This is a genomic window from Bacillus paranthracis (assembly GCF_024296885.1).
Classification (GTDB): domain Bacteria; phylum Bacillota; class Bacilli; order Bacillales; family Bacillaceae_G; genus Bacillus_A; species Bacillus_A paranthracis.
Window position 1 is genome coordinate 525541 of record NZ_CP101135.1, and the last position, 12183, is coordinate 537723.

The window sequence follows — 12183 nt, forward strand, 5'->3', positions numbered from 1 at the left end:
GGAGGAGAAGTGTATGTGTTTATTCGTTAAGTATTGGAAAAAGTTATCGAGATTGTTTAATAGACAATTAGATTATTTTTTAGATAATAAGTTATTGCCTGCTGTGGAACGACTTTTGTTTTCGCAAAACTTCGCGAGGTTTATTCAAAGAAACTCCAAGCAAGCTACGGAAGAATTTATTGAATCAAGTAGATTTCAATCTATTATTTGTAACATTTTAAAAGAATGTAATACATCACCTTTTAAAGAAATTGCAGAGCAGTATTTAGGTAAAAATGTAGAAATTACGGTGACAGTTGGACAGTTAACAGGTGTAATTGTAGCAGTTGGTGATGATTTCTTAACACTGCAAGAAGGAATAGGAACAGAAGTTTTATTACCATTTACAAGTATTATATCAATTAAAGAAGCGTAAGAAAGGAGACTTATATATGTTATTTACTGAAGAATTACGTAACCATGTTGGTGAGCTAGTGCAAGTTGTGACAGCGGTCGAAATTGTTGCGGGTATTTTGTTATCTGTGACAGACGGGGCAGTAAGTGTTCGTACTTCTCCTTCTTATGGACCACCGGAAGATGTAGTTGTACGTATTCCTATCATTTCTTATGTTCGCTTGGAAGGGTAAGCGTGGTACAAGTATGAGGGTATCAGTTATTATTCCGGCGCATAATGAAGCGAGTACTTTATCACAAGTCTTAGTAGAAGTGGAGAAATTGAAACCATATGAAATTATCGTAGTAGATAATGGGTCGACAGATGGAACAAAAGAAATAGCCTTACAACATCATTGCCATGTCATTTATTATAAATATTCTCTTGGTAATGATGTTGGACGGGCAATTGGTGCAAGAGAAGCGAAAGGCGACATTGTTTTGTTTTTAGATGGTGATATCGTCATTGATCATAGAGAGCTGCAACGTTTTATAAAAGGCATTCAGCAAGGCCACCAAATTGTTGTGAATAATTTAACATGGTCCGTTTATTTAAAGATGAGACCGCATTATACGACAGTTGGAAAATTTATGTTGAATCGTTATTTGAATAAAAAAGAGCTTGTTGTTGGATCTTTAATCGCAATTCCGCATGCAATGAGTAGGGAAGTTATTCAAAAGTTTGGTTGGTGGAATTTAGCGGATCCAGCACTATTTCAAGCGATAGCGATGTCTAGAGGAGTAGATATTGTTGATATGGCTTCTGTCGATGTCATTCATACAAATAAAGTGCGTCCTGTTCATACTGGTACATCACCCGGTTCTCCTTATCCGAAAGCGACTAGCCGTATTATGGGGGATCATTTACGTGCTTTGCAATACGTAATCGAAATATATGGTAAGCGTGGCGGCTTTTCGGAAGGAAAGAGGGATAGAGAATTTATAGGAAAGTATAAACCAATTTTATTACAAAGAGAAAAAGCAAAATATAGTGCGATTATCCCAGTATCAGAAGAAAAGACGACTATAAGATCTGTTATACAAGAAGTGAAAAAAGCAGATATAGATGAAATTATAGTTGTTGCGAATGGAGCGGACGTTGAGACAGTTAAACAAGCGAAGCTAGAGAATGTCATTGTTATTGAATTTGAGGAAGCGCTTGGACATAATGTAGCCCGAGCGATAGGAGCTATGCATGCTACGGCCGATATTTGTTTATTTGTCGATGGTGATTTTGTTATTCCAGGGGAAAAACTAATTCCATTTTTACATGCTATCGAAGATGGAAATGATGTGGCATTGAATGATTTACAGTGTTTATTAGATATGTTTCATCCGGCAGACCCAATTAGCATGGGAAAATATTTTGTGAATTTGGTAGCGAAACGACCAGATTTATGGAATAACTCATTAACGGCAGTACCACATGCTATGCATAAAAAGGTAATAGAGAAAATCGGATATGATTCTCTTATCATTCCACCACTAGCTCAAATGAAAGCTATTTTGGAGGGATTTTCTATTACAGCGGTAGACTTTGTAGATGTCATAAAAACAAATCGAGTACGCCCAGAGCAACATGGATTTGTAAATGGGCGTATTCCAGCATTTGATCGTATTTTCGGTGATCAACTTGAGGCGATTGCATATTTATTGCAATCCACAGACGAGCGCGGGAGTTTTACAGATGGAGAGCGGAATAGAAATATAATTCAACAATTGAGAAAGGAAGAAGAGAATACAGATGAATGTTAGTAATACAGTTGCCATTATCGGATTAGGATATGTTGGTCTTCCTTTGGCAGTTCATTTTGCAGAGAGAGGACATACAGTGCTTGGATTAGATAAAGATGCTAGAAAAATAGAATCAATTATACAGGGAGAAAGTTATATTCCAGATGTTTCTTCTAAATCGTTACAAAGTTTATTGACTAGAAAAAAATTAATAGTCAATACACCGGATCAAGGTGTTGCTGATTTTCAAAATAGTGATTACGTTATTGTCACTGTCCCAACTCCAATTAATGAACAAAGAGAACCAGACTTAAGTGCCCTCATTTCAGCTTCGCATTATATACAACAACACCTTCAAAAAGGACAAACCTTCATTTTCGAAAGTTCCACATATCCAGGTACGCTCGAGGAAGTTATCATTCCGATTATTTCTCAAACAGGAAAAAAGGTAGGAGAAGATTTCTATATTGGATATTCTCCTGAGAGAATTGATCCAGCTAATAGTCAATATTCAGTTCAAACGATTCCAAAAGTCATTAGTGGACAAACAGAAATGTGTAAACAAAAAGTACAGGCTTTGTATAGCACTATATTTGATGTAGTTGTTCCAGTTAGCTCTCCAAAAGTAGCAGAAATGTGTAAGCTATTTGAAAATATTCAGCGCTTAGTCAATATTTCATTAGTAAATGAGTTAAATACACTATGTGAAAGTTTAGGAATTGATTTTTATGAGGCACTTGAAGCGGCATCTACAAAACCATTTGGATTTACCCCATATTGGCCAGGACCAGGAATAGGGGGACACTGTATTCCGGTAGATCCTTTATATTTCCAGTGGAGAATAAAAAAGAATGGAGCAATGAGTCAATTAATTGAGGCGGCACATGTAATTAATGAGGAAATGCCAGAAAAAATGGTCCGGAAAGTAAAAGGTGTGGTGCAATCACCTGCAACGATTTTAATTGTAGGGATTGCATATAAAAAAGATGTAAATGACTTAAGAGAATCACCGGCGTTGCCAATTATTGAATTGTTAATAAAAGCAGGATATGAGATAGCGTATCACGATCCATATATTTCTTCTGCAAAATTTGGAGATAAGGTGTATCAATCTGTTTCTTTGGATGAACAAGTCGTTAAACAAGCGGATTGTATTTTAATTTTAACAGACCACTCTAATATCGATTGGAAGGTTTTTAAAGGGATAAAGCAAGTCGTAGATACACGTGGAATTATAAAGAAGGTGAGTGTATGAGTAAGAAATGTTTAATCACAGGTGGAGCAGGATTTATTGGATCGCATTTAGCTGAAGAGCTGGTGAAAAGAGGTTATGATGTCACTATCGTTGATAACTTCTATAAAGGGAAAAATAAATATCATAATGAGTTAATGAAAGAAATTCGGGTTATTCCAATAAGTGTTTTAGATAAAAATTCTATTTATGAATTAGTAAATCAACATGATGTAGTGTTTCATTTAGCAGCAATTTTAGGTGTGAAAACGACAATGGAAAAGAGTATAGAGCTTATTGAAACGAATTTTGATGGAACGAGAAACATTTTACAAGCAGCGCTAAAAGGAAAGAAGAAAGTAGTTTTTGCGTCTACTTCAGAAGTATATGGTAAGGCAAAGCCGCCCTTTTCTGAAGAAGGAGATCGATTATACGGTGCAACCTCTAAAATACGTTGGAGTTATGCAATTTGTAAAACGTTAGAAGAAACATTATGTTTAGGATACGCTTTAGAAGGTTTACCTGTAACGATTGTTCGTTATTTTAATATTTATGGTCCAAGAGCGAAAGATGGTCCGTATGCAGGGGTAATCCCACGATTTATCCGCGCAGCACTGCAAGGAGAAGACATTCTCGTATATGGAGATGGAAAGCAGACACGTTGTTTTACGTATGTAAGTGATGCGGTAGAGGCAACGATTCGAGCAATGGATGAGAAGGTAAATGGTGAGATTATTAATATAGGTTCTGAGAATGAAAAGAGTATAAAAGAAGTAGCAGCAGTAATAAAAAAATTAACGAATTCTTCTTCAAAAATTGTTCAAGTTCCTTTCGAAGAGGTATATCCACATGGCTTTGAAGAAATTCCAAATAGAAGACCAGATGTAACGAAATTAAGAGAACTTGTTCAATTTCAAGCAAAAGTAACGTGGGAACAAGGGTTGAAAGAAACTATTAAATGGTTTCGTGAAGAAAACAATGGCTAAGTCACTATCGATTATTATACCTGTATGTAATGAAGTGGATACGATTTCAGACGTTATTCAATCGGCAAAAGGATTAAATCCAGTAGAGATTATTGTAGTAGCAAACGGTTGTAACGATGGTACAGAAGAGGTTGCTGATCGTTTAGGGTGTAAAGTAATCAAGTATACAGAGCTACTGGGGAATGATGTGGGCCGTGCAGTTGGCGCAAAACACGCGATAGGTGATGTATTACTATTTATAGATGGAGATTTTGTTATTCAAACTTCAAAGTTACAATTATTCCTAAATCCAATTTTACATGATCAGGCCGACATCGTTTTAAATAATTTGGATGCATTATTTTTAAAGAAACAAAAACCGCACTCAGTGACAGTGTGGCGCCAAATATTAAATGCAATGTTAGAGAGTGAGGAGTTAAAAATTGACTCTTTATTATCTGTACCTCATGCATTGACGAAAGAAGTTGTTCAAAGCATTGGGTATGAATGTTTTGTTAATCCTATTGTCGCTCATTTACGTCTTGTTCAAAGCAAATGGAGAATTAGTCGACATTGTGCAATTGACGTTATTACACCAAATAAATTTCGGCCGACCGAGCATGCTGCGTATGGCACGGGTCTTTCTCATTCTGAAAAACGGATGATAGGTGACCATATAGAAGCTGTAGCGGAGCGAATAGTAGGTAGCGATGAGCGCGGAGGGTATTATGATGGAAATAGGAAAAGAGATAGTGTCTATCATACTTTAGATTTTGAAGATTTTTATCAAGGATGGGGCGTTACATCGAATTTGTATAAGGGAAAGCAATTATCGGTCATTATTCCTGTACAAGATGAAGAGAAAACAATTGGAAACGTTATAGAAGAACTTCGCAAAATTGAACCTTTTGAAATTATCGTTGTTGTAAATGGTTCGTCTGATCAAACAGCAACGATTGCAAAAGAAAAGGGAGCAACGACAATCGTATATAAAGAAGCACTCGGAAATGATGTGGGGCGCTCACTTGGAACGTATTTCGCAAAAGGAGAAATTGTATTATTTATAGACGGCGATTTTGTTATTCCAGCGAGTGAGTTATATCCTTTTGCGAAAGCTATTGCAGATGGAACAGATGTTGCATTAAATGATCTAAATCATTATTTAGATTTAAGAGTACCGCTTCATCTTGTAACTGCATTTAAATATGCATTAAATTTAGCTTGTGATAGAAAAGATCTAGGCGTAGGCTCTCTTATCGCTGTACCGAATGCATTTAGTCGTAAGTGTTTGAAAGAAATTGGATATAGATCTTTACTGGCACCGTGTGTAGCTCAAGTGAAAGCTATTCTTTCAGGATTTGAAGTTGCATGTGTAAGTCGTGTTGAAGTCGATAAGATGAACCGTATTCGACCCAGTGAACATTTTGCTAAAATAGGTCATCCACCAGCTGTACTTCGAATTATTGGTGATCATATAGAAGGGTTAGAGCAATTAATTGTATTAACAGGTAGTCGTGGTGGATTCCATGATGGAAATAGAAAAAGAGATATTTTATAGGTAACAAAAAAGTGTACAACATATGTACACTTTTTTGTTCTGTTATAAAAACTATAACAGATTAGGAGATAAGAGTATTACAGCTCTACAATGGGTATTGTTTTTATATTACAAAATAGGACTCGTATATAAGAATACCAAAAAAATACAATTAAGGAAAGGGTTAATTTTAAAGACTTTAAAATGAAGTTAACACTATGTATATAGTAGTTTGCTCAACATTTCACAAACATGTCACAACTATTTCGTTCACTTTCGTAAAAAAGTAGTATTCTAAGTGTGTAAGCTGTTATATAAAAAATCTTAGTCCTGTACTAATCAAAAATGGAGGAGATTAGGATGACTCAAGTATTAGAAAATGTTAAAAATGCATGGGAAAACTTTAAAGGTGAAAAATGGAAAGCAGAGATTGATGTTCGCGATTTCATTTTAAATAATGTAAACGTTTACGAGGGAGACGAATCTTTCTTAGCGGGAGCAACTGAAGCAACGAAACAACTTTGGGATCAAGTAATGGATTTAACAACGAAAGAACGTGAAAACGGTGGCGTTCTTGATATGGATACAAAAATTGTTTCTTCTATTACATCACATGAACCAGGATATTTAAATAAAGAGACTGAAAAAGTAGTCGGTTTCCAAACTGATAAACCATTTAAACGTTCTTTACAACCGTATGGTGGTATTCGTATGGCGGAACAAGCTTGTGAATCTTATGGATACGAAATGGATAAAGAGCTTAGTCGTATTTTTAGAGATTGGAGAAAAACTCATAACCAAGGTGTATTTGATGCTTATACACCAGAAATGAGAGCTGCTCGTAAATCAGGTGTTATTACGGGTCTTCCGGATGCATACGGACGTGGACGTATTATCGGTGACTACCGCCGCGTAGCATTATATGGAGTAGATCATTTAATTGAAGCGAAGAAAGCAGATTTAAATTTAACTGGCGGTGTAATGAGTGAAGATACAATGCGTTTACGCGAAGAGTTATCTGAACAAATACGTGCACTTCAAGAGTTAAAACAAATGGCTGCTTCTCATGGCTTTGATATTTCTAAGCCAGCAACAACTGCTCAAGAAGCATTCCAATGGTTATACTTCGCATATCTTGCAGCAATTAAAGAGCAAAACGGAGCTGCAATGAGTCTTGGACGTACTTCTACATTCTTAGATATTTATATTGAAAGAGATTTAGCAAATGGTACTTTAACAGAAGAAGACGTACAAGAAATTGTGGATCACTTCATTATGAAATTACGTCTTGTGAAATTTGCAAGAACACCTGATTATAATGAATTATTCTCTGGTGACCCAACTTGGGTAACTGAGTCTATCGGCGGTATGGCATTAGATGGCCGTCCATTAGTAACAAAGAACTCATTCCGTTTCTTGCATACACTAGATAATTTAGGACCAGCTCCAGAACCAAACTTAACAGTTCTTTGGTCTAAACAATTACCACAGAACTTTAAAAACTACTGTGCGAAAATGTCTATTAAAACATCAGCAATTCAATATGAAAATGATGACATTATGCGTGCTGACTACGGCGATGACTACGGGATTGCTTGTTGTGTATCTGCAATGAGAATCGGTAAACAAATGCAGTTCTTCGGTGCACGTGCAAACTTAGCAAAAGCATTGCTATATGCGATTAACGGTGGTAAAGATGAAAAATCTAAAGCACAAGTTGGTCCTGAGTACGCACCGATTACTTCTGAAGTATTAGATTATGAAGAAGTTATGCATAAGTTTGATATGACAATGGAATGGTTAGCGGGTCTATATTTAAACACATTAAATGTTATTCACTACATGCACGATAAATATAGCTATGAACGTATTGAAATGGCACTTCACGATACAAATGTTCTTCGTACAATGGCAACAGGTATCGCGGGTCTATCTGTAGTAGCAGACTCTTTAAGTGCAATTAAATACGCAAAAGTAAAACCAATTCGCGATGAAAACGGAATTGCAGTTGACTTTGAAATTGAAGGAGATTTCCCTAAATACGGTAACAATGATGACCGTGTAGATGAAATTGCTGTAAATCTTGTGAAAACATTTATGAATAAACTTCGTAAACATAAAACATATAGAAATTCTGTTCATACAATGTCAATCTTAACAATCACATCTAACGTTGTATACGGTAAGAAAACTGGTAACACTCCAGATGGTCGCCGTACTGGAGAACCATTTGCACCAGGTGCGAACCCGATGCATGGACGTGATACAAAAGGTGCGTTAGCTTCATTATTATCTGTAGCTAAATTACCATATGAAGATGCACAAGATGGCATTTCTAATACATTCTCTATTATTCCAAAAGCACTTGGTAAAGAGGATGAAGTACAAGTACGTAACTTAGTATCAATGCTTGATGGTTATGCAGTAAAAGAAGGACATCACTTAAATATTAACGTATTTAACCGTGAAACATTAATGGATGCAATGGAACATCCTGAGAAATATCCACAATTAACAATTCGCGTATCTGGTTACGCTGTAAACTTTATTAAATTAACTCGTGAACAACAAATCGATGTAATTAACCGTACAATGCATGAAAGCATGTAAATGAAAAAAGTGTCCCTCTGCATTTTATAAATAGCAGAGGGAGGCTGTTTCAATAAAGGAGGAAGTAACATGGTAAAAGGAAGAATTCATTCTGTAGAGTCTTGTGGTACTGTTGATGGCCCAGGAATTCGTTATGTCATATTTACACAAGGGTGTTTATTACGTTGTCAATATTGTCATAATGCTGATACGTGGGAGATCGGTAAAGGAAAAGAAATAACAGTCGAAGAAGTAATGCAGGATGTGACATGTTACCTTCCTTTTATTGAAGCTTCCGGAGGCGGTATAACAGTTAGTGGTGGGGAACCATTATTACAACTAGATTTCTTAATTGAATTATTTAAGAAGTGTAAGGAAATTGGAATTCATACAACAATTGACTCTTCGGGTGGTTGTTATTCTGAAGAACCAGAATTCCAAAATAAGCTAGATATTTTAATGGAGTACACAGATTTAGTTTTATTGGATTTGAAACATATTGATTCAAAGAAACATCGTAAATTAACAGGAAAACCAAATGAACATATTTTACAATTTGCTCGTTATTTATCGGATAAAAATAAACCGATTTGGGTACGACACGTATTAGTTCCTGGTATTACTGATAATGAGGAGGATCTACAAAAACTATCTAGTTTTATTCAGAGTCTGTCTAATGTTCAGAAAGTTGAAGTGCTACCATACCATAAGCTTGGTGTATATAAATGGGAGGCACTTGGGCATAAGTATCCACTCGCAAATGTAGAACCGCCTACTGAAAAAAATGTAGAAGAAGCAAGACATATTTTACAAGCAGTCTAATCCAAATGTTGGGTTAGGCTTTTTGCTTTCTTTACAATAAAACCTAGAGTATATATGGAGAAAAGAGTATACTGAAAATAGAATATCCATATTTTTGTAAGGAATAAGTGGAGAAATTTACATAATTGTAAAGGGAAATCAAAATAGTAAAAAGAATTAAGAAGTAAAAGAGTGAGTATCATGGAATAGAGAACATTTGTAAGTTATTGCGAAAGCTCTTATAGGAAAGTATAATGTAAAGATATGAGCACAGATAGGATTAAGGGGTCAATCTTATATGCTTTGCATATCCACGACAGGTACATAGCTGAAAGAGAAATATTAGAGTCTGTTTATGTAATTTTTAAGGAAAATGTTTTTCCTATTGTCGTATATGCAATATGGAGAAACAATAAGCTAGGAGTGGATTTGTTTGATAAAAAACCCCAAGGTTTTAATATTAACTGCACATTACGGAAACGGTCATGTGCAAGTAGCGAAAACATTAGAACAAACATTTCGCCAAAAAGGAATTAAAGATGTAATTGTATGCGATTTGTTCGGAGAATCACATCCGGTTATAACCGATATTACAAAATATTTATATTTAAAAAGTTATACAATAGGAAAAGAATTGTACCGCTTGTTTTATTATGGCGTGGAAAAAATTTATGATAAAAAAATAGCATCTTGGTATGCTAATTTTGGAAGAAAACGTTTGAAATTACTTTTACAAGCGGAGAAACCGGATATTGTTATTAATACGTTTCCGATTATAGCTGTACCAGAATTAAAAAAGCAAACAGGTATTTCAATTCCTGTGTATAACGTATTAACGGATTTCTGTGTGCACAAAATATGGATTCATCGGGAAGTAGATCGTTATTTTGTAGCAACTGATCACGTAAAAAAAGTTATGGTTGATATTGGTGTGCCTGCGGAGCAAATTGTTGAAACTGGAATTCCGATTCGTAGTAGTTTTGAGTTAAAGATCAATTCAGATATTATATATAATAAATATCAGTTATGTAAGAATAAAAAGATTTTACTAATTGTAGCAGGTGCTCATGGAGTATTAGGAAGTGTAAAAGAACTATGCCAATCATTTATGTCAGTACCTGATTTACAAGTAGTTGTTGTTTGTGGGAAAAATGAAGCGTTAAAACAGGATTTGTTAGGGTTACAGGAAAAAAATCCTGATGCATTAAAAGTATTTGGTTATGTAGAAAATATTGATGAACTATTCCGTGTTACTTCTTGTATGATTACAAAGCCAGGCGGTATTACGTTAAGTGAAGCGGCAGCATTGCAAGTACCTGTCATTTTATATAAGCCTGTTCCAGGACAAGAAAATGAAAATGCGATGTACTTTGAAAGAAAAGGGGCTGCAGTTGTCATTCGTGATGATAGTGAGGTTTTTGCAAAAACAGAGGCGTTATTACAAGATGATATGAGGCTTCTTCAAATGAAAGAAGCGATGAAAAGCATTTATCGTCCAGAGCCAGCTGATCATATTGTGGATACAATTTTGGCAGAAAACCATGTAGAACCGAATCATATACCTATTAAATCACCTGCTCTTGCACAATCATTTACTTAATATGAAACCCTCTTTTGTATGTTTAAAGAGGGTTCTTTATTATTTTCGAAGATAAAGACTTATCCACATGAAGAGTGCGCTTTCATTAAACAGTAAAGTCGGAATATTAACAACTATATCCACATTATCCACAATTTTTAGAAAAATATCCACAATTCTAACATTTGATGTGCGTTACGATATATAAACTGGTGAAAGGTTTGCCTAATTTATTCACAATTCTATAAATTATGTGGATAACGTTATCCACATAAAAAAGGTTCCTTATTTATAAGGAACCTTTTTCCTACTCTATCACGTAGAAAAAATATGTAATGAGAATGAATAATTAGGGGGGGAGAACTTCTAATTATTCATTCTCACTTTAAATACTTTTCGAGCGATAACCCGCTGCGCGATCTGCTTTACGAAATTCTCGTTGGTAGAGAACTTCTTGTGTACTAGATAATGCGTTTTTTGCTTTATCACGTTTCTTTTTATCCATTACAAATCACCTCGTGTCCTAAAGTCACTATTTATCGTTTCCAAAGACATGGGGTGATATACGTATATATCAAAATGTTAATGGTTAATTATTATTTCTGAAAATTTAGATTATGCTTCTTTTAAGTGATGAGAATCTTGGAACGTTGTATCTCGCATTGTAGCAAGTGTATATTGATCTTTTGGAATTTCATATAAGTTATATACTTCTTCATTTGCGTTAATTTCATCATAAACGGCCTTTCTTGTTTCGTTTGCTAGGTTTACATATTGTAATTTTTCTGCAGCTTTAATAGAACGAATATTTATTTTGCGAATACGCATAAAGATCGTTTCAATATCTAACTCGTAGAAAAGTTCGCTAAAAAATGAATCTTTTGCCAATTTATTGTAGCCTTTTCCGTGATAAGGTTTGCCAAGCCATGTTCCAAGGAATCCGGCTTTTTCTTGCACATCAAATAAAGTAATTGTTCCGATAGGGTTACCCCATTCATCTAAAATTGTGCGTGAAATTAATTCCCCACGCTCTTCAGCTTCAATCGTTTGTTTCGTTAAAAATAAATATTCCTCATAAGAATAAGCCTTTTGACGCACAAAAGGGAAGACAGCTGGATCCACCATTAACTCGTATAGAACGTGGCTGTCGTGTAAGTCGCGTTTTTTCAACATACTAACTCCTCCTCACACGAGGGTAGCATGACGAAAAAACACCCCACCCTCGAAATTTTTATATCAATCTTTAAAAAATTTCGGGGTGGGAATCGAACCCACTAGAACCAGTTTCTAACGCTGGTGGCGCACCATTTGCCTT

The 12183-nt window shown here is 35.3% G+C and carries 11 protein-coding genes; 9 read left to right on the forward strand and 2 right to left on the reverse strand.

The window, feature by feature from the left end:
• Positions 1 to 13 precede the first annotated feature (13 nt).
• The 9 genes from NLJ82_RS02665 (at position 14) to NLJ82_RS02705 (ending at position 10889) form a co-directional block, all read left to right on the forward strand.
• Positions 14 to 415 carry an LSm family protein gene (locus tag NLJ82_RS02665; RefSeq protein ID WP_000335552.1) on the forward strand — a complete coding sequence of 134 codons (402 nt, stop codon included), beginning with the start codon at positions 14 to 16 and terminating at the stop codon, positions 413 to 415.
• Between the two features lie 16 nt (positions 416 to 431).
• A complete protein-coding gene (locus NLJ82_RS02670) occupies positions 432 to 626 on the forward strand; it encodes an LSm family protein (protein ID WP_000899481.1) in 195 nt (64 codons plus the stop codon).
• Positions 607 to 2187 carry a glycosyltransferase family 2 protein gene (locus NLJ82_RS02675; protein ID WP_000458454.1) on the forward strand — a complete coding sequence of 527 codons (1581 nt, stop codon included), beginning with the start codon at positions 607 to 609 and terminating at the stop codon, positions 2185 to 2187. The genes NLJ82_RS02670 and NLJ82_RS02675 overlap by 20 nt, the downstream gene beginning before the upstream one ends.
• Positions 2177 to 3421 (forward strand): nucleotide sugar dehydrogenase, encoded by a 1245-nt coding sequence (locus tag NLJ82_RS02680; protein ID WP_001103162.1) that lies wholly within the window; start codon positions 2177 to 2179, stop codon positions 3419 to 3421. Before NLJ82_RS02675 ends, NLJ82_RS02680 begins: the two co-directional genes overlap by 11 nt.
• The gene (locus NLJ82_RS02685) at positions 3418 to 4383 is read left to right on the forward strand and encodes a UDP-N-acetyl-alpha-D-glucosaminuronate decarboxylase (protein WP_000037037.1); all 966 of its coding nucleotides are present in this window, start codon (positions 3418 to 3420) and stop codon (positions 4381 to 4383) included. Before NLJ82_RS02680 ends, NLJ82_RS02685 begins: the two co-directional genes overlap by 4 nt.
• Positions 4376 to 5920, forward strand: coding sequence for a glycosyltransferase family 2 protein (locus tag NLJ82_RS02690; protein ID WP_001129993.1), 1545 nt, complete (start codon positions 4376 to 4378; stop codon positions 5918 to 5920). The genes NLJ82_RS02685 and NLJ82_RS02690 overlap by 8 nt, the downstream gene beginning before the upstream one ends.
• A 339-nt stretch (positions 5921 to 6259) precedes the next feature.
• Entirely contained in the window at positions 6260 to 8509 is a 2250-nt protein-coding gene (gene pflB / locus NLJ82_RS02695) for a formate C-acetyltransferase (protein WP_000195487.1), read from the forward strand.
• A 69-nt stretch (positions 8510 to 8578) separates the two neighbouring features.
• Positions 8579 to 9310: a pyruvate formate-lyase-activating protein gene (gene pflA, locus NLJ82_RS02700; RefSeq protein WP_000238472.1), complete on the forward strand. Its 732-nt coding sequence runs from the start codon at positions 8579 to 8581 to the stop codon at positions 9308 to 9310.
• A gap of 412 nt (positions 9311 to 9722) precedes the next feature.
• Positions 9723 to 10889 (forward strand): diglucosyl diacylglycerol synthase, encoded by a 1167-nt coding sequence (locus NLJ82_RS02705; protein WP_000594713.1) that lies wholly within the window; start codon positions 9723 to 9725, stop codon positions 10887 to 10889.
• Positions 10890 to 11253: 364 nt separating this feature from the next.
• Here NLJ82_RS02705 and NLJ82_RS02710 read toward each other — a convergent pair whose 3' ends face one another.
• A complete protein-coding gene (locus NLJ82_RS02710; protein WP_000358480.1) occupies positions 11254 to 11373 on the reverse strand; it encodes a YfhE family protein in 120 nt (39 codons plus the stop codon).
• Positions 11374 to 11483: 110 nt separating this feature from the next.
• Complete coding sequence (locus NLJ82_RS02715; protein ID WP_000914738.1) at positions 11484 to 12041, reverse strand: GNAT family N-acetyltransferase; 558 nt, start codon at positions 12039 to 12041, stop codon at positions 11484 to 11486.
• Positions 12042 to 12183: the final 142 nt, after the last annotated feature.

Excerpts from the sequence above, each read along its gene's own strand:
- NLJ82_RS02680 (WP_001103162.1), top strand. The coding sequence starts at position 2,177 with ATGAATGTTAGTAATACAGTTGCCATTATCGGATTAGGATATGTTGGT.
- NLJ82_RS02685 (WP_000037037.1), top strand. The coding sequence starts at position 3,418 with ATGAGTAAGAAATGTTTAATCACAGGTGGAGCAGGATTTATTGGATCG.
- NLJ82_RS02670 (WP_000899481.1), top strand. The coding sequence starts at position 432 with ATGTTATTTACTGAAGAATTACGTAACCATGTTGGTGAGCTAGTGCAA.
- pflB (WP_000195487.1), top strand. The coding sequence starts at position 6,260 with ATGACTCAAGTATTAGAAAATGTTAAAAATGCATGGGAAAACTTTAAA.
- NLJ82_RS02690 (WP_001129993.1), top strand. The coding sequence starts at position 4,376 with ATGGCTAAGTCACTATCGATTATTATACCTGTATGTAATGAAGTGGAT.
- NLJ82_RS02675 (WP_000458454.1), top strand. The coding sequence starts at position 607 with ATGTTCGCTTGGAAGGGTAAGCGTGGTACAAGTATGAGGGTATCAGTT.
- NLJ82_RS02665 (WP_000335552.1), top strand. The coding sequence starts at position 14 with ATGTGTTTATTCGTTAAGTATTGGAAAAAGTTATCGAGATTGTTTAAT.
- pflA (WP_000238472.1), top strand. The coding sequence starts at position 8,579 with ATGGTAAAAGGAAGAATTCATTCTGTAGAGTCTTGTGGTACTGTTGAT.
- NLJ82_RS02710 (WP_000358480.1), bottom strand. The coding sequence starts at position 11,373 with ATGGATAAAAAGAAACGTGATAAAGCAAAAAACGCATTATCTAGTACA.
- NLJ82_RS02715 (WP_000914738.1), bottom strand. The coding sequence starts at position 12,041 with ATGTTGAAAAAACGCGACTTACACGACAGCCACGTTCTATACGAGTTA.